13 protein-coding genes and 1 riboswitch are annotated in these 17,347 nt (G+C 65.3%); of the genes, 4 read left to right on the top strand and 9 right to left on the bottom strand.

Annotation, left to right across the window (positions count from 1 at the left end; translation table 11 throughout):
• The first annotated feature begins 1 nt into the window (after position 1).
• Both CD928_RS19635 and murJ read left to right on the top strand, forming a co-directional pair.
• Positions 2-1,366, top strand: coding sequence for a hypothetical protein (locus CD928_RS19635; protein WP_095388792.1), 1,365 nt, complete (start codon positions 2-4; stop codon positions 1,364-1,366).
• Positions 1,363-2,907 (top strand): murein biosynthesis integral membrane protein MurJ, encoded by a 1,545-nt coding sequence (gene murJ / locus CD928_RS19630; protein WP_141237206.1) that lies wholly within the window; start codon positions 1,363-1,365, stop codon positions 2,905-2,907. Before CD928_RS19635 ends, murJ begins: the two co-directional genes overlap by 4 nt.
• Positions 2,908-2,923: 16 nt before the next feature.
• Here murJ and CD928_RS19625 read toward each other — a convergent pair whose 3' ends face one another.
• The 3 genes from CD928_RS19625 to CD928_RS19615 all read right to left on the bottom strand — a co-directional run bounded on the left by CD928_RS19625 (position 2,924) and on the right by CD928_RS19615 (position 7,366).
• Entirely contained in the window at positions 2,924-4,072 is a 1,149-nt protein-coding gene (locus CD928_RS19625) for a glycosyltransferase family 4 protein (RefSeq protein WP_095388790.1), read from the bottom strand.
• A gap of 16 nt (positions 4,073-4,088) precedes the next feature.
• Positions 4,089-5,291 (bottom strand): sugar transferase, encoded by a 1,203-nt coding sequence (locus tag CD928_RS19620; RefSeq protein WP_217983790.1) that lies wholly within the window; start codon positions 5,289-5,291, stop codon positions 4,089-4,091.
• A gap of 134 nt (positions 5,292-5,425) precedes the next feature.
• A complete protein-coding gene (locus CD928_RS19615) occupies positions 5,426-7,366 on the bottom strand; it encodes a nucleoside-diphosphate sugar epimerase/dehydratase (protein ID WP_255247263.1) in 1,941 nt (646 codons plus the stop codon).
• Positions 7,367-7,805: 439 nt separating this feature from the next.
• Between CD928_RS19615 and CD928_RS19610 the strand changes: the two genes are divergently transcribed.
• Positions 7,806-9,086: a glycosyltransferase gene (locus CD928_RS19610; protein WP_095388788.1), complete on the top strand. Its 1,281-nt coding sequence runs from the start codon at positions 7,806-7,808 to the stop codon at positions 9,084-9,086.
• Between the two features lie 11 nt (positions 9,087-9,097).
• On the opposite strand, the gene CD928_RS19605 is transcribed toward CD928_RS19610, so the two are convergent.
• From CD928_RS19605 to CD928_RS19580, 6 genes are all read right to left on the bottom strand, one after another.
• Positions 9,098-9,898 carry a TylF/MycF/NovP-related O-methyltransferase gene (locus CD928_RS19605; RefSeq protein ID WP_095388787.1) on the bottom strand — a complete coding sequence of 267 codons (801 nt, stop codon included), beginning with the start codon at positions 9,896-9,898 and terminating at the stop codon, positions 9,098-9,100.
• A 48-nt stretch (positions 9,899-9,946) separates the two neighbouring features.
• Positions 9,947-10,723, bottom strand: coding sequence for a 2OG-Fe(II) oxygenase (locus CD928_RS19600; RefSeq protein ID WP_095388786.1), 777 nt, complete (start codon positions 10,721-10,723; stop codon positions 9,947-9,949).
• Positions 10,724-10,864: 141 nt separating this feature from the next.
• Entirely contained in the window at positions 10,865-11,638 is a 774-nt protein-coding gene (locus tag CD928_RS19595) for an ABC transporter ATP-binding protein (protein WP_176473645.1), read from the bottom strand.
• The gene (locus tag CD928_RS19590; protein ID WP_095388784.1) at positions 11,631-12,614 is read right to left on the bottom strand and encodes an iron ABC transporter permease; all 984 of its coding nucleotides are present in this window, start codon (positions 12,612-12,614) and stop codon (positions 11,631-11,633) included. The genes CD928_RS19595 and CD928_RS19590 overlap by 8 nt, the downstream gene beginning before the upstream one ends.
• Positions 12,611-13,417 (bottom strand): ABC transporter substrate-binding protein, encoded by an 807-nt coding sequence (locus tag CD928_RS19585; protein ID WP_095388783.1) that lies wholly within the window; start codon positions 13,415-13,417, stop codon positions 12,611-12,613. Before CD928_RS19585 ends, CD928_RS19590 begins: the two co-directional genes overlap by 4 nt.
• Positions 13,417-15,396, bottom strand: coding sequence for a TonB-dependent siderophore receptor (locus tag CD928_RS19580; protein WP_095388782.1), 1,980 nt, complete (start codon positions 15,394-15,396; stop codon positions 13,417-13,419). The genes CD928_RS19585 and CD928_RS19580 overlap by 1 nt, the downstream gene beginning before the upstream one ends.
• Before the next feature lie 76 nt (positions 15,397-15,472).
• A riboswitch (cobalamin riboswitch) is annotated at positions 15,473-15,663 on the bottom strand.
• A gap of 92 nt (positions 15,664-15,755) precedes the next feature.
• Between CD928_RS19580 and CD928_RS19575 the strand changes: the two genes are divergently transcribed.
• Complete coding sequence (locus CD928_RS19575; protein WP_095388781.1) at positions 15,756-17,219, top strand: YdiU family protein; 1,464 nt, start codon at positions 15,756-15,758, stop codon at positions 17,217-17,219.
• Positions 17,220-17,347: the final 128 nt, after the last annotated feature.

Raw genomic sequence — 17,347 nt, 5'->3', positions numbered from 1 at the left:
TATGGCGAGACCTGCCCGGCGGCCGGCGGCGCTCTTCGCGACCTACGCGCCGCTGAAATTTTTCCTGATCTATCTTGCGGTCACGCTCGCGCTCGCGGTGTGGGGGCCGACGAAATATTACATGTTCCCGATCGGCAAGACGGTCCTGTTCATGACGGCCGTGATGGTGGCGATCACCTTCGGCTATCTGTACGGCGCTGCGACCCAATTGCCGATGCCGTATAAGAACCGACCAGGAAGCAGCATTTTCGTTCGCCAGCTTTTCGATCTCTCGTTGGCCATCTCGCTGCTCTCGCTGATCGCGTCCATCGCCAGTGCGGCGTCTTCTGGCCAGTTGAACACCGATTTTTCCGCCATCGGCGATGCCTATATGGCGGGCTATGAAGGATATGAGCGAAATACTGGAAACTACTCTATAGTATTTATTATATATTCCTTCTCCCTTCCTTTCAATTTCATTGCCTTAATCTTGGGATTTTATTATTTCTCTGTATTCGGAAACGTTCGGAGATTTTTGGTTGCTGCATTTGCAATCGTAAGTCTGCTTTTCTATGTTCTCGGTTCCGGAAAGCAGAAGCAGCTCGGCGACATCCTGATCTATTTGCTTACTGTTGCCGCGCTGAAATATGGGGTGCGCCGTAAGCCGATCCAGCTGAAATGGGTGGTCAGCATCGTCGGACTGGGCATTGTGGGCCTGCTGGCCTTCGTAGCGGTGCTGGGCCAGCGCTACAGCGCGCTGGGAGTCGACGTCGCCAACGTGAATCAGCGGGTTCTGGACCGTGTTTTCATCGACACCAGCCATCCCATCTTCGCCATATTCGGGCAGGATTACGGGCTGAATTTATCGATGTTCCTCAGCTATCTTTCCCAGGGCTATTACGGGCTCGGGTTGGCTCTCGATATGCCTTGGCATTGGACTTATTTTCAGGGCTTTTCCTATTCGATTTCGGTCCTCGCCAACCGCGTGCTCGGGGTGGAGTGGGAATGGCCCAACACGCTCGTCCATCAGGTTGGGGTAACGACGGGGTGGGGTGAATCGAAATGGCATACGGTCTTCACCCATTTCGCGACCGACTTCACCTTTCCCGGCACGGTCGTGCTGTTCGGCTTTTTCGCATATGTCTACGCCCGTGCATGGCGCGCGGCGATCCGCTTTGAAAATCCTTTCGCCATTCTGCTGTTCGCCCAGTTGACGATGGGCGCATTCTTCATGCCGGCGAACAACCAGCTGCTCCATTCGCCGGGCGGGCTGTTCACCATGATCGTGATTACGACCCTCTATCTGTCGATCGGGCGCCGTTACAACAGGACGGGGATTTCGTGGGCGGAGCCCGCGCGACGACGGGTGGCGCCGCGCGCCATATGACCGTTGTCATCCTGATCCTGCTGACTATCGCCGGAAAAATCGCTGCGCTGGTCAAGGATGTCGTCTTCGCATCGCTCTTTGGCGTCAGTCCGGTTACGGACGCCTACTTCATCGCCAATCAATTGCCGGGAGTGATCTGGCTCGCGATCTACGGGACGATCGGATCGGTTTTCGCCCCGATGTATGTTCGGGTGATGGCAGATCGGGGGGCGGGGCAGCAATTCGTCAACGAGGCGATCCGCTATTATGCCTATGTCGCCATTCTGCTGACGGCCCTCTGCTGGGCCTTGGCCGGACCCCTCGTGTCGATCGTAGCGCCATCCATCGACGCCTATACGCATGATCTGGCGGTCAAACTCACGCGCATCATGGCGCTGGGCTTTCTGCTTACCGGTTACGTCGGCGTCCAGAGCGCCTTGCAACAGGCGAACCGTTATTTCATCCCGCCGCTCGCTGTACCCGTAATCAACAATCTGATCGCGGTCGGGGCGATCGTTGCCGCCTATTTCATGAACGATGTGACGATCGCTATCGTCGGCGCGGTCGGTGCCTATCTGGTCCAAGCGGTGATCCAGCGCGGTCAGACGCGCCGGATTTATGATAGCCAATGGGGCTGGGCGGTCCGCCCCGAGACGTGGCGGCGGCTGTCGCTCTTGTCGGCGCCGATGATCTTCGCGGTGATCCTCGACCAGTTCAACCTGTTCATCGGCACCGCGATCGCGTCCGATTTCGGCGCGGGGGCGATTTCGCATCTCAATTACGCCAACCGGCTGACGCTGCTGATCTCGGGCACCTTCTCGTGGCTGGTCGCCTACATGTTCTTTCCCGACCTCGCGCACAATGCCGCGCGCGACGATGACGCGGCGAACGCGCAGACGCTGACGCGCGCGATCGGGCTGATCCTGGTCACCACGGCGCCGGCGGCGGCGGCGGCGCTGGCGCTGCGCACCGACGTCGTCGCGCTGATCTATCACCGCGGCGCCTTTGAATGGGACGATGTGCACGCCACGGCGGCGCTGTTCGGGATCCTCGGCTTCGGGATCATCTTTGCCGCGGTGCGCGAATTGCTGAACCGCGTATTCTTCTCCTATCAAAAGACGATGGCGCCGCTCCTGATCGGGATCGCCGCGACCGCGATCAATCTGGTCAGCAGCCTCTGGCTGTCGCGAACCTATGGGATAGAGGGGATCGCGGCCGGCGCGTCGATCGGCGCGCTATCCTTCTGCATCGGGCAGATCGGGGTGCTACTGGTGTGGAAACGGCGATTGCTGACGCGCCATCTGGCCGCTTATTTCGTCGCCGCGATCCTTGCCGGCGCCGCGGCATTCGGCGCCACGGCCCTGGGCTATGACCTGATCGCTGGCTGGCCGCTGTTCCCGCGCCTGATCGCGGCGGGGGCCTTGACGATGGCGGTCTATGTCCCGCTGCTGATCGGCCTGCTCTGGCTGGGCGGGGTGACCCCCGCGACCCTCTATTCGCATTTGCGCGGCGCGCACGCGAAGCCCGAAGAGGGGATCGATCCGTCGATGCCGGTGGCCTGAAGGGCGCTGCCGCGCCTCAGGCCGCGGCGGCGTCGATGCGTTCGCGATAGATTTCGATATGGCGCCGCGTGACATCGTCGATGTCGAAATTCTCTTCGGCATAGGCGCGCGCCGCGATGCCCATGCGAACGCACAGATCGCGGTCCACGATCAGCCGGTCGAGCGTGTCGGCGAGGGCGAGGGCATTGCGCACCGGGCATAGCAGGCCCGTCACGCCCTCCGCGATCGCATCGCGGCATCCCGGCACGTCGCTGGTCACCGCCGCGCGGCCGGCGGCGGCCGCGTCGATCAGCGTCTTCGGAAACCCCTCGCGGTCGGCGGGCAGGGCGACGATGTGCAGCGTCGCGAGGACGGAGGCGACATCGGGGGTGTGCGGCACCCATTCGACCACCCCCTCGGCGGTCCAGGCTTCGATCTCGGCGGGCGTGATCGACGAAGGGTTGGAAAGATCGGGATCGCCGATCAGCAGGAATTTGGCGTCGCGTCCGCGCCGTCCGCGAAGTTCGCGCGCGGCCTCGACGAATTCATAAACGCCCTTCACCCGCAGCAGCCGCGCGGGAAGGCCGACGCGCGTTTCGGGGCCCGGTGGATGCGGTTGCATCGTGATCCGGTTCAGGTCGACGCCCGATCCGCCGATGCGGTGGACCGACACCCGGTCGAGCCCGGCGAATTCGATCATTCGCGCATCGTCTCCATTCTGGAAAATGAAGCTGACGTCGCGCCGGTTGAGTCCGAAGTTCATGACCGCATTGATCACGCGGCGCAGCACGCCCTTCATGCCGCCGCCGTCGCCGATGTAGACATAGCCGAGGCCCGAAACCGCTCCGACGATCGGGACGCGCAGGAATTTCGACGCAAGGCCGGCATGGAGAATACATTTGATCGAGATCGCGTGGATCACCGTCGGGGCGACGCGCCGGACGATCGAAAAGGCGCGCAGCAGTGACAGCAATTCCCCGAAGATCGCCGTGCCGCCGCGATCGACCTTCCATTCGACCCAGTCCGCGCCGTTCGCGCGGATCGTGTCCACCGCTGCCGAACGGGGGCAGGCGACGGTGACGCGGTAGCCGTCCCGCAGCGCCCCCGCGACGAGGTTCAGCCGGTGCGAGACGAAGAAGCCCGCGTCGCCGACGAAAAATAGGATGCTCTTTTGCCTGTCCTGCATGAAATCCCTGTTGTTCCTACGGTTGCCCGGGCGCCGCGACCCGGTCGCCCCCGCCGCGGCCGAAGGCGGTCAGCAGGATGATCTTGAAGTTGAGCGTCAGCGATTGCAGTTTCATGTAGATATGATCGCTGTTCGCCAGTTCTTGCGGACGGCTCATGTCGATCTCGCGGATCTGCGCATAACCGGTGATGCCCGGTTTCATCGCATAGACGCCGAGCGCCGCGCGCGCGTTCACGAGCTCCTCCTGCACCGGCAGGCACGGACGGGGGCCGACGAGCGTCATTTCGCCGCGCAGCAGATTGATCGCCTGCGGCAATTCATCGAGCTTGGTGCCGCGCAGGAACTTGCCGATCTTGGTCACCGCGCTGACGCTTACCTCGTGCGTCCCGGCGGCGACGGTGTCGCGCTTCATCGTGCGGAACTTGTAGAGGGTGAAGGGGACCTGTCCCTTGCCCACGCGCGTCTGCGCGAAGATGGCCGGACCCGGGCTGTCGAGCCGGATCAGCGCCCACAGGACGACGAGGATGGGAAACAGCACGACCAGGATGCCGAGCGCGACCGCGATGTCGAGCGCGCGCGTCGCCGAGCGATAGACCCATGATCGCGACAGGTCGTCGGTCAGGATGGCGGGGGTCGGCAACGCGCGGGCGGGACCCGCAACATAATCGGCGAGGCTCTTGGCCGAGGTGGCGGGCTTCAGCGTCTTGAACAGGCCGAAGAGGGCGCCGCCGAAGGCTCCAAGGCGGTTCAGGAAGGCCAGCCTTTCCCCGAAATAGCGCGCATCGTGGAAATAGCCGATGTGAACATCGTCGAGCCGGTCGCCGACCAGCTCGGCGATCCGGCGCCGCGCCAGATCCTTGCTCACCGCATAGGGGGAGGCATTGTCGTCGTCGAGCGACTGGATCGACGAGATATTGACGAAACGCCGTCCGCCCATGCGGTTGAACTCGCCGCAGATTTCCGTGGCGAAATCGACGTTGACGCGCGTGAAGTCGTCGAGCGATCCCGGCTGGTTGTTGTTGCGAACCGCGAGATGAACCAAGGTGTCGCACGCCGGCTGGCCCGCGAGCTCGTCGTAGCTGGCGGCATCGACGCCGGCGATGCCGGCATAGCGTGCCCGCAGCGGCGCGGCATCGCGGCCCACCGCCAGGATCCGGCTGCCGCGGCTTGCGAGCAGGGGAACGAGGTGGCGGCCCACGTTGCCCGATGCGCCGGTCACGATGAAGTCATAGTGATGGGATCGCTCAGAAGTCATGGGGTCGTTTCAGATATGTGGTCGCGGCGTTGCTTGGGGTCGCGCGCGACCAACCAGCAGGGCGGAATGGTGTCAACGTGAATATCGGCTTCGGATCGCTAGCCGTTACCGGCATTCAGTCGCTCGGCCCACCCCGCATCGGGGACGAATTCGGGAACCAGCCGGGTGACGATCGCCACCGCCGCGGCGCTGTCGCCGCTGACGCGGATAGTTGCGTCCAATTCCTGCAATTCGCGGTCGAGATCGTCCCAATGCCAGAGTCCTTCGCGCGCGCGCATGATCCGCGGATGCTTGGTTTCTTCTGGATTATCGCCGATCAGCAGCTCCTCATAGAGCTTCTCGCCGGGACGAAGCCCCGTCTCGACAATCTGAATATCCCCATCGGGATTCTCGGCCGAGCGCACGCTCAGCCCCGACAGGTGGATCATGCTGGTCGCGAGGTCGAAGATTTTCACGGGTTGGCCCATGTCGAGCACGAATACTTCGCCGCCCTTCGCCATCGCGCTCGCCTGGATCACGAGCTGCGCGGCTTCGGGGATGGTCATGAAATATCGCGTGATCTCGCGGTGGGTCAGCGTGACGGGACCGCCGGCCTCGATCTGCGCCTTGAAGCGCGGGACGACCGAGCCGCTCGATCCCAGAACATTGCCAAAACGGACCATGCTGAAGACCGTCTTCACGTCGGGCCGTTCGGCGCGCGCCTGCAGGATCAGCTCGCACACGCGCTTCGAGGCGCCCATGACGTTGGTCGGGCGCACGGCCTTGTCGGTGCTGATCAGGATGAAGTTGGCGACGCCCACCGCCTCTGCGGCGGCAACGCTGTGGAGCGTGCTCATGATGTTGTTGCGAAGGCCCGAGATGGGGTTCGCCTCGACCAGCGGCACATGCTTGTAAGCGGCCGCGTGGAACACCGTCTCCGGCCGATGATGATGATAGATGCGGTTCATCGACGAGCGCTCCGACGCGCTCGCCAGTTCGAGGACGAGTGGCACCTCGACCTCGAGCTCGCGCATAAGCTCGGTCAGTTCCTGCTCGATCGCGTAAAGCGCATATTCGGATTGTTCGAGAAGGACGAGGCGCGCCGGTCGGCACCGGACGATCTGGCGGCACAACTCGCTGCCGATGGAACCGCCGGCGCCCGAGACGAGGACGATCTTTCCGGCGGTCGTCTTGCTCATCAGCAACTCGTTCGCCGCGACGGTTTCGCGGCCGAGCAGCTCTTCGATCTGGATTTCGCGCAGATCGTTGACCGTGACCGACCCCTCGATGATGCCGGTCAGATTGGGGAGCGAGCGGACGAAGACTTCCTCGTCCTGCAACGTTTCGATGATTTCGCGCCGACGGGCACGGGATGCGCTGGGGATTGCGAGCAGCACCTCGTCGATGTCGGTATCGGCGAGTATCTCCTCCAGGCGATTGGCGCCGAAGACCGGCACGCCGTCGAGGCGCTGGCCGTCGAGCCGCAGATCGTCATCGACGAAACCGACCAGCAACACTTGCGGTTCGTGTCGGAGCGACAGCGCGAGTTGCTGCCCTGCGCGGCCGGCGCCGTAAACGAGCACCCGGCGCACGTCCACCGATACGACCTTGAAAAGGTCGAGCAGTACGAACCGGATCGCGATACGGCTCGCCCCCAGCAGCAGAAGGAAAATGATGGGGTGCAGAACGCAGAGGGTTCGCGGAACCGAGGGGAGGCGGAAACCGACGCAAACGACGAAGAGGGGCACCGACAGGATCGCGCATGCGACCGCCAGATCGGCGATCGTCCGCGCGCCGGAAAAGCGGATCAGCGAGCGATAGACGCCGGTCTTCCAAGCGATGGGGTACCAGCAGAGCAACGCCACGGCCGCAAAGGTCACGATCGGCGGCGACAGGAGCTCCCAAACGCCGAGGCGAAGCGAAAAGGCGATCCACACGGCGGCGATGCAGAGAAAGGCATCGATCGCCACGGCCGCGAGCTGGCGTTGGATGCGCGGCCGATCGACCACGAAGGCCAGCATCTGTGCGCGCAGGTCGCGCCAACGGTCATCATTCGTCATTATCATTCTATCGCCAACCGCTTTCTATGACCCTCGCCGCGCGCAGCAAGGGTTGAAACAGCAGATTACAGGGGTGTTTCCCTGCGGCGACCCGGCGTTCGATCGGCCGAAGCATGCGACGAACGTCGTCGGTTCCATAAACGGGGCCGCAAGATTGTTCAATGCGTATCAGTGACCGCCCCATGCTGTAAGAAACTCCCTGCGGCCAGTACAACTCGCCGAGACGCAAATTGATCCCGAGGGTTGTACGGCTGGGCAAAAAAATCTCTGGACCCTCCCTTGCCATGGCTTGCGTAGAAGAAATCGGTCGCGGCGCTGTGATTGAGCGCACAGCGGCGCGCGCGTCTTGACCGGATCGGCGCGGGCCCCGTATCACCGCGGCGGCGACAGCATCCCGTTTCGCCTTCGATCGCGATGATCGGTGCCTGTTAGGATTGTCATGTTGAACGCATCGAGCATCAGCGAATTCCCGGGAAATGGCGAGCAGAACTCCGCGAAGGCGACGCTGGGGACCATCCTCTACGTCGGCGGGTTCGAACTGCCCGACCGCAATGCGGCGGCGCAGCGCGTGACGGCCAATGCGAAGATATTTCGCGCCCTCGGCTACCGGGTCCTGCTGCTGGGCGTCACCCATCAGCGATCGTGGCCCGGCGGCGCGCCGCAGCCGGTCGACGCCGGGGACGAAGGGATGATAGGGTTCGAAGTGCCTTATCCCGCGGGGATGAAGGCATGGCTGCATCGGATCAGCTCGCCCGGCCCGGCGGCGGAGGTGCTGCGTCGGGCCGGCGTCACCGACCTGGTCGGCGTCATTTGCTATAATCATCCCGCGGTCGCGCAGGCGCGGATCGCCGCGTTGGCGCATTCGCATGGAGCCTGGGCTGCGGCGGACTGCACCGAATGGTACGCGCCGTCACGGACGCGCGGCGTCGCCAGCCTGATCCGCAACCTCGATATTCCGCTCCGCATGCGCTTCGTGAACAAGCGCATGGATGCGCTGATCACGACATCGCCCTTCATATCCGACTATTATCGCCGCGCGGGACAGCCGATCGTCGAGATTCCGACGCTGATGGATCCGCCCGTGCTCGCGCCCGCGGACCTGATGGTAAAACGCACAGGGGGCGTTACGAAATTATTCTTTGCGGGCAGCGGTTTTGATCCGGCGCAGGTGCGAAACTCGACCGACGGACTGAAAGACCGGCTCGACTGGGTATTCGAGGCGCTCGATGCGACGCATATGCGCGGCGCGAAGTTCGACCTCAATCTCTATGGTCTCGACCGAGACCAATATCTTGCGCTGTTTCCCGAGCACGAGCCGCTGCTCGCACGGCTCGACGGCATGTATCATTTTCACGGGCGTCGTCCGCGCGCCGAACTGCTGTCCGAACTGACCGCCGCGCATTTCTCGATCTTTTTCCGCAGCCGCACCCGTACGACATTGGCGGGATTTCCCGGTAAATTCTCTGAATCGATTGCCTTCGGGACGCCGGTGATCACCAACGCGATGCCGAGCGTTGCGGGCTTTATCGAGGAAGGGCGGTCGGGTTTCGCGCTCGATACCGCCGACCTTGCGGCAGCTGGCGCCCGGATTGCCGAAGTTTTCGCGATGGACGACCGGGCGATCGCCGACATGAAATCCTGGTGCGCGCAGTCGCAACTGTTCGATTACGGCCGCTATATCGAACCGGTCCGGACCTGGCTTGCCGCGATCCGGACCTGATTCCTTCGCGGTCAGCCGAGCGCCCGATAGGCGCGGCGGATCGCCGGGCCGATGACCGGAATCGAATTGACCCAGATCTTCACCGAAGTGAGCGCCGATTCCCCTGCCTTGCGCTTGCGCAATTCGGGCGGGTTGCGCTCGAGTTCAGCCGCCCTCTTTTCGATCTCAGCCAAGCTGGGGAGGGGGGCGGCAAGGGTGGCGCCGTGTGCGGCGGTGACGACCATCACCTGCTGCAGATACTCGTTCGTGCCGACCGTCGCGACTTCGATTCCCGGATGTTTCGCCCGCCAGTCGTCCCACGCGGCATGTTCGCCCCACGGCTTGTCATGGCTGTCGCGCGGGTCCTTCCAGTCGTCCCAATAGAGGATCACGCCCGGACGCAGCAGCGGCTCGATGAAGTCGAGCAATTCGATCGTCGAGCTGTAGATATCGACGTCGATATTGACGAAGATCAGCGAATCGATGCTGCTTCGCACGTCGGGCGTCAGGCTGTCCGAATAGAATCCGTCGACCAGACGCAGGCGCGGATCGTCGATCGACAGATTGGCCTCGGCGAGTTTGCGCAGCACTTCATCCTTTGGCGCGGCATATTCGCCCTTGGCGTGACGCTCCGGGATCCAGATGCCCGGCGTTTCCTCCGGCAAGCCCTGCCAGCTGTCGAAACCGATCAGCCGCGATTTGGGGTAGTGTTTGTTGATCTGATCGGCCTGGTAGGCGAAGGTCCCGCCCCGAAAAACGCCGAACTCAAGGCACGAGCCCCCTTCGGGAAAGATATAGTGGGCAAGGTGAAACGAACGTTCAAGCAACGACATGCACTGATCCTCGAATTGGAATGGAGAGACTGAAAGGGGCGGTGCTTCTCAGGTATATTGCCGAGTCTTGTTCCCGCGCTTGTCCATCAGTCCGCGCTTCACCCACAGCGCGCTATGCGGTTCGGTGACGACGGTCTGCGATTCGGGACGGGCTTCCTTGGTGTAATAATAGAGAATGATCGATCGCCGCGCCGCGCCGGCCGGAAAGTTGAGCGGATCGGGCAGGCCGTGGAAACTGTGGTCATGGGTGTCGAAGATCACCAGCCGATTGTGCACAGGCGCGATGCGCTTCAGGCATTCCTGGCCCTTATCGTCGTAAAGGCCGAGTTCGCCACCCCACCCGGGCTGCCAGTCGGGGTTGAGATAGATGAGCGCGTTGAGCCGGCGGTTGAGGCCGGTCGCGTCGTGATAATTGCCATCGACATGAACGTCGAGCAGCCCGCCCGATACCGTGACGTTGAGCCCGCCGCCGGCGAAATAGGGGTCGGGAACGATCTTCGGAATCTCGAACCGTTCGGCCATCGCGCGAAGGATCGGCGCCGAATTCATGATACGCACCGCGTCGACGATATGCTCGGGAATATCAAACTCCGACGTCCAGTTCGATCGCCGCTTCACTTCGATATCGCTGTCGTTGGCCTCGTCCCATCCGTCGGAATCGACCGGAGGGAAGGCGTTCAGGCATTGGTCCGCGAGTTCGCGCGGAAGAAAATCATCGAGAACGACATGCTTGAAAGGCGCGTCGAAATATTCCGACCCTGGAGCCGCAGTTCGAATGGCCTCACTGCAACGATCAGTCAATTCCTTCAACTCGGCCTGTAGCATCACGGACTCCCCAATTCCCTTAGGCGGGGTGCTAACACCGGGTATCGGGCTGATCAACCTATCAAATCTTCGGAAAGTTGCGCATTCCAGGTCATATCGACGACATGGAACTTGCGTAATTCGGCAATGTTTGGAGCGCGATTATTCTGACCGAGAGGGGCGATCCTGCTGAACTGCCAGCGTTTGTACGCGGCCGTCGCTGCCGGATTCGATGCGAACCGACACCTCGAATATCGCGGCGGCATTCGCCGCGACTGCGACGGCGTCAGAGGTGCTCTCGGCCACGATCCGGGTGTCCCGCATCCACAGGATCCGGTCGGCGAACTGCGCCGCGAGGTTGAGGTCGTGGAGGATGACGGCGATGCCCTGACCGGCGCGGCTGCGGGCGAGGAGGCGCGTCATGACGTCGATCTGACGGCGCGGGTCGAGTGCGGCGGTGGGCTCGTCGAGCAGTAGCAGCGGGGTTTCGGCGGCGAAAGCGCGCGCGAGCGCGACGAGTGCGAGTTCGCCGCCCGAGAGGGTCGCGGTCGAACGGCGGGCGAGAGGGGCGCAGCCGACTTCGTCGAGCCATTGCCCCGCGTCGCCGGCCCCGCGCGTTACTTCGGCGCCGCCGAACGCGAAGCGACCGAGCGCGACCATGTCGGCGACGGCGATCGGCCAGGCGACTTCGGCGCGCTGGGGCAGATAGGCGATGCGGCGCGCGCGCGCGCGCGGGTCGAAACCCGCGATCTCGTTTCCATCGAGGCGAACCGACCCGGAGTCGGGATGTCCTTGTCCCGCGAGCAGCCGCATCAGGCTGCTCTTTCCCGAACCATTGGGGCCGACGATGACGACCAGCTCGCCCGGCGAAAGGCGGAAATCGGCATCGGCGAGCCGGCCCGCAAGCGTGAGCCCGGTGGCTGCGAGCTCAGTCATGGCGGACATTCCCCCGGCGCAGCGCGATCAGGAGGAAGATCGGCGCGCCGGCAAGCGCGGCGACGACGCCAAGACGGAGCTCGGTATCGGTCGGCAGCAGGCGGACGAGCATGTCGGCGACGATCAGCATCGTCGCGCCGGCGAGCGCCGCGGGGACGAGCGTGCGCCCCGGATCATGCCCGACCCAGGGCCGCACGACATGCGGCGCGACGATGCCGACGAAGCCCACGGCGCCCGCGAGCGCGACCGACGCGCCGGTCGCGAGCCCGGTGCCGACGACGACCGCGATCTGGGTCCGCCGGAAATCGAGCCCGTGCGCGCTCGCCGCCTCCTCGCCGATCGCGAGCAGCGACAGGCTTCGACGCTGGGTGAGCAGCAGCACCGCGCCTGCCGCCATGAACGGGGCGGTGAGGCCAAGATCCGCGAGCGAGCGGTTGGCGACCGACCCCAGCGTCCAGTTGACGAGATCGGAGAGCGAGAAGGGATTGGGTGCGAAATTGAGGATCAGCGCCATCGCCGCGCCCGCGAGGCTCGACAGGCCGACCCCGATCAGGATCAGCGTCGCCATGCCGCGCGTCCGAACCGCTGCCGAGGCGAGCAGCGCCGTCACCAACCCCGCGCCGCCGATCGCGCCCAGCGGCAGGGCCCAGGACCAGGCCGCGGCGAGCCCGAAATAGAGCGTCAGCGTCGCGCCCAGCGTCGCCGCCGCCGAAACGCCGAGGATGCCGGGCTCGGCGAGCGGGTTGCGCGTCAGCGCTTGCAAGCCCGCGCCGCAGAGGCCGAGCGCCGCGCCGACCGCGGCGGCAGCGAGGATGCGCGGCAAGCGGATGTCGAACAGGATGATCGCCGCCGCGGGATCGCGTCCGCCGAGCCAGTCGGTAAGCAGCGCGGGCGAAAGACCGTGCGCGCCCGCCATGGCTGCGAGCATCGCGGCGAGCAGCAGCAGCGCCGCCAATATGGCGTTGACCCGGATCATCGCGCTTTCGCCAATTCGGTCACGGCGTGCCCCATCAGCCAATTGCCGCACGCGAGCCACGCGCCCGGCACCTCGACATCGCGCGCCCCATGCGTCGCGCGGGCGACGACCGGGTGGCGCGAGGATGTCCAATAATCCTGCCGGTAGCGCGGGCTGTCGAAAAAGGCGCGAAAAACCGCATCGGGCGGCCGCCGCACCATATCCTCGACCGGCAGGCTGCCCCAGCCCGGCGCGGCGCGATAGGGCGAATAGCCCGCGGCGCCCATCACCTCGGCAACCAGCGATCCCGGGCCCGTGGTGACATCGCCGGGGGTGATGTAGAGCGCGGTGCCTTTGGCCGGGGCGCGGCGCGCCTCCGCCAGTTCGCGATCGAAGCCCGCGACCAAGGCGCGCGCCTCCGCGTCGGCGCCCAGTTCTCCCCCGACGCGCAGCATGTCGGCGCGGGCGTCGGCGAGCGAGGCCGGGAAGCCGAGCTGCACGATTTTGATTCCCATCGCGGCAAGCTGCCGGTCGAGCCGTCCGTCGCCGCCATAGCTGCGCACCACCACCGCGGGCCGCAGCGCGACGATATCCTCGAGCTGCGGCCGCAGGCGCGCGAGCCCCTTGGCGCGGGGTACCGCGAAGCTGACATCGCTATCGGCCTCGAACGACACCGCGCGGATTCGGCTTTTCGGCAGCAATCCGAGCACCATCTGGTCGGCGCAGAAGTCGATGCTCGCGATGCCGTGCAGCGCGGGCAGCGGCGCGCGGTCCTGGCAGCCCGTAAGGACCGCCAGCACCGCCAAGGCCGCCGCCCGCCGCATCAGAAGCCCCAGCGCACCCCGACATAGGCCGAGCGGCCTGCCGTGTTGTAGGTCGCGACGGTTTGATACTGTTCGTCGAACAGATTCTCGATGCGGCCGAAGAGGTCGATCCCCGCGACGAGCGGATAGGAAGCGCGCAGGTCGACCAGGACATAATCGTCGAGGGGCACATTGTTCGCCCGATCATCGAAGCTCTTGCCCGCATAGCGCACCGCGACCGACAGGTCGGCGCCTTCGAGCGCGCCGGCGGGCGTCCAGGCGAGCTCGGCGTTCGCGAGATGCCGGGGGCGCCGCGCGAGGCGATTATGTTCGAGCGGCGAGCCGGGGGTGCGGTCGGTGGCGACCGTCAGGCTGTAGTTGGCGCGGATCGCGAAACTGTCGCTGAGCTGCGCACCCGCCTCGACCTCGACGCCCTGCGCCCGGGCGCGATTGATATTGTCATAGGTGCCGAACGGGCGGTTCCCGGTCGCGCAGATCGCGGGCAGGGGATCGGGGCCCGGCGGGCAGGACACGAAGTCGATGAGATTACGGCTGTCGCGGCGATACCAGGCGATGTCGACGAACCGCCGCGCGTCGCCCAGCCGGACGCCGACCTCATAGGATTTCGCGCGTTCCGGGAGCAAGTCGGGGTTGCCATAGGCGCCGGCCGAGGCCGAAAGCTGGAACAAGGTCGGAGCCTTGAAGCCTTCGCGGTAACTCGCGCGCAGCGTGACATGGTCGCCGAGCTTTTGCCCGACGTCGGCGGCAAAGCTCGTCGCGCCGCCGAAGTCGCGGTGATCGTCGCGGCGCACGCCGGCGGTCAGCGAGAATGTATCGGTCGGCCGCGCGACCAGCATCGCCCAGCCGCCCGTGGTGGCTGTCCGGCCCTGGTCGGGCGCGAAGCCGTCGTCGGTCAGCGAGCGCGTCCATTCGCGCTCGGCGCCCGCGAGCAGGCGCAGGCTGTCGCCGGTCCCGCTGCCGAACACATCGCCGAGGCCCCAGTCGATTCTGTAGCTCAGCCGTTCGCTGCGGCCGCGGGCGCGGAAGGTCGGGTCGTCCCCGAAATCGGGGTTGAAATTGTCGCGGTTGACATCGGCGAACCCGAATTGCAGCCGGTGCGCGAAGCCGCCCCTGCTGTCGTTGCCGCCGGGACGGTGCTCGAGCGTCGCGGCGGCATAATGTTCCCGCGTCTTCTGAAACTCGTTGGTGTCGCCGAAGCTGTAGGTCGGCGGCGGGAAGCCGTCGAGATCGACGCGGCTGTCGGCGTAGAGGCCGAAAGCGCGGAAGACGAGCGTGCTGCCGATCTCGGTTCGGTTGGTCAGGTTCACCGAATATTGGCGATAGCCGTCGCGCTCGGTTCCGGCCGCGGCGTTGCTGAAGCCGTCGGTACGGACATAGCCGCCGCCGATCCCGAACTGCGACGCGCCGAGCGCGGCCGTGCGCAGCTGGCCGTTCACCCGCACCGTGTCGCGCGCGCCATATTCGGCGCCGATCCGGCCCGAAGTGCCGCCGTCCGCCGCGAGCTCCGGGTCGGTGGTGGTGATCGACACAACCCCGCCGATCGCCTGGCTGCCCCACGGCAGGCTGTTCGCGCCCCGCAGCACCTCGATCCGGTCGATGCTGCCGAGCATCAGATTGGCGAAGTCGAAGCCGCCGCCCGGCGACGAGGGATCGCCGACGCGGACGCCGTCGATGACGACGAGCGTCTGCGAATCCTCGGCGCCGCGGATGCGCAGGCTCGCCACCCCGCCCAGCGCACCATTCTGCGTTACATTGACCCCGGGCAGGCGCGCGATCAGGTCGGCGGCGGCGCCATTCTGGGCGCGGTCGATCGCTTCCTTGTCGATGACCGACACCGACGCGTTGCTTTCGGCAAGCGCGAGCGGCGCGCCGATCACGGTGATCGACTGATCGTCCAGCGGCGCTTCGTCGGCGAGAGCGGGCGATGCTGCGGCGAGCGCGAGCAGCGACAGGGTGGTTCGGCGGGTAATGGTCTTCATGCGGGTCCTCCAAGCGTCACGGTCTTGCCGTCACGCGAGGATCCTCGCCTGCTCCCGGTGCACCCCGCCCGCGCGCAGATAACGGCGACGCCCTGGCAGGTCTCCTGGCTTCCGGGTCATCGGTGGATCGCGGCCTTCCCGGAGCAGGGCCCCAGTGGCATAGTCGCATCCACCTCGCCGGTTACAGTTGCGGGGGCAGCGCCGGATTGGATACCGGACTTCCCTTTTCATGCCCGATGAAGGGCAACCCGAGGTCACGAGGCGGGCCGCTAGCAAAAGCAGGCGGCGGCCGCAATCGCCAAACTTGCAATCGCGGGGGCGAGGCTCGACATAGGCGCCGAACCGGGAGCCCGCCGCGCATGAACATCGCCTTCGACAATAGTTTCCATTCGACGATGGAAGGCTTCTACGCGCCGGCCGAGGCCGCGCCGCCCTCCGCGCCGCGAATGCTGATGTTCAACCATGCGCTCGCCGTGCGACTGGGGCTCGACGTCGCGGGCACAGACAATGCGGAATTGGCGCGCCTATTCTCGGGTGCCGAGCTGCCCGCGGGCGCCGATCCGCTCGCGCTTGCCTATGCGGGACATCAATTCGGCCATTTCTCGCCGCAGCTCGGCGATGGCCGCGCGCTGCTGCTGGGAGAGGTCGTCGCGCCTGATGGCGCGCGCTTCGATATCCAGCTCAAGGGTTCGGGGCCGACCGCCTTTTCGCGCAACGGCGACGGCAAGGCGGCGATCGGCCCCGTGCTGCGCGAATATCTGGTGTCCGAGGCGATGGCGGCGCTGGGGGTGCCGACGACGCGTTCGCTCGCGGCGGTCGCGACCGGCGATCGCGTCCAACGCGAGCGCGCGCATCCGGGCGCGGTGCTGACGCGCGTCGCGAGCAGCCATATCCGGGTCGGGACCTTTCAGTTCTTCGCGGCGCATTTCGGCGCCGAGCATGTTGTCCAGCTTTCCGACTATGCGATCCGGCGTCACTTTCCTGAGCTGGCCGACGCGCCCAATCCACATCTCGCGCTGCTCGACCGGGTGATCGGCCTGCAATGCGCGCTGATCGCGCATTGGGCGGGCGTGGGCTTCATCCACGGGGTGATGAATACCGACAATGTCGCGATCAGCGGCGAGACGATCGACTATGGCCCCTGTGCCTTCATGGACCGTTTTTCGGTCAACACCGTGTTCAGTTCGATCGACGCCAACGGCCGCTATTCCTATGGCCGCCAGCCACAGATCATGCACTGGAACATGGCGCGCCTTGCCGAGGCGCTGCTGCCCGCGATCCATGCGGTCGATCCCGCCGGGGTCGAGGGCGCGAAGGAACTGGTCGAGGGGGTTCCCGACCGCTTCCGGCTCGCCTGGTTCGCGCGGATGGGCGCGAAACTCGGGCTCGCGAAGGCCGACCAGGCCGATTCCGAACTGATCGACAGCCTGTTCGTCGAACTCGAGCGCCATGGCGTCGATTTCACCGGATTCTTCCGCGCGCTCGCCATGCTGCTGCGCGGCGACGGGGCGCCGATGGACGCGCTGCTGCCCCAGCCCGACGCGATGGCGCCGTGGATCGCCGGCTGGTGGGCGCGGCTCGAAAGCGAACCCGTGGGGCCGATCGAGCGCGCGGCGGCGATGGACGCGGTGAACCCGCTCTATATCCCGCGCAACCATCAGGTCGAGGCGGCGCTCGCCGCGGCCGAGGCGGGCGACATGGCGCCGTGGCTCCGGCTGCTCGACGTCGTGCAGCACCCCTATGTCGAGCGCCCCGGCTGGGAGGAGTTCGCCGGTCCCGCCCCCGACGACTTCGGCCCCTACACGACCTTCTGCGGAACCTGACGCCGACCGGCTCGTTGCCCCCTTGAGTGATTGCACGGTCCTGTCAGGGGGATTTCATCGCAAATGCCGGTTTCGTGCGACCCTTCCCCGGCAAAATCGCCTTGCACGCCGCCGCGGCGCAAGCCACA

Source organism: Sphingopyxis sp. GW247-27LB, from assembly GCF_002277025.1.
Taxonomy (GTDB): domain Bacteria; phylum Pseudomonadota; class Alphaproteobacteria; order Sphingomonadales; family Sphingomonadaceae; genus Sphingopyxis.
The sequence above is the reverse complement of the archived record's forward strand: the minus strand, read 5'-3'. Positions and strand labels throughout refer to the sequence as shown.

Bases quoted from the DNA above. Each gene is read 5' to 3' on its own strand.
- CD928_RS19580 (WP_095388782.1), bottom strand. From the start codon at position 15,396: ATGAAGACCATTACCCGCCGAACCACCCTGTCGCTGCTCGCGCTCGCC.
- CD928_RS19590 (WP_095388784.1), bottom strand. From the start codon at position 12,614: ATGATCCGGGTCAACGCCATATTGGCGGCGCTGCTGCTGCTCGCCGCG.
- CD928_RS19605 (WP_095388787.1), bottom strand. From the start codon at position 9,898: ATGTCGTTGCTTGAACGTTCGTTTCACCTTGCCCACTATATCTTTCCC.
- CD928_RS19635 (WP_095388792.1), top strand. From the start codon at position 2: ATGGCGAGACCTGCCCGGCGGCCGGCGGCGCTCTTCGCGACCTACGCG.
- CD928_RS19610 (WP_095388788.1), top strand. From the start codon at position 7,806: ATGTTGAACGCATCGAGCATCAGCGAATTCCCGGGAAATGGCGAGCAG.
- murJ (WP_141237206.1), top strand. From the start codon at position 1,363: ATGACCGTTGTCATCCTGATCCTGCTGACTATCGCCGGAAAAATCGCT.
- CD928_RS19585 (WP_095388783.1), bottom strand. From the start codon at position 13,417: ATGCGGCGGGCGGCGGCCTTGGCGGTGCTGGCGGTCCTTACGGGCTGC.
- CD928_RS19600 (WP_095388786.1), bottom strand. From the start codon at position 10,723: ATGCTACAGGCCGAGTTGAAGGAATTGACTGATCGTTGCAGTGAGGCC.
- CD928_RS19615 (WP_255247263.1), bottom strand. From the start codon at position 7,366: ATGACGAATGATGACCGTTGGCGCGACCTGCGCGCACAGATGCTGGCC.
- CD928_RS19575 (WP_095388781.1), top strand. From the start codon at position 15,756: ATGAACATCGCCTTCGACAATAGTTTCCATTCGACGATGGAAGGCTTC.
- CD928_RS19595 (WP_176473645.1), bottom strand. From the start codon at position 11,638: ATGACTGAGCTCGCAGCCACCGGGCTCACGCTTGCGGGCCGGCTCGCC.
- CD928_RS19625 (WP_095388790.1), bottom strand. From the start codon at position 4,072: ATGCAGGACAGGCAAAAGAGCATCCTATTTTTCGTCGGCGACGCGGGC.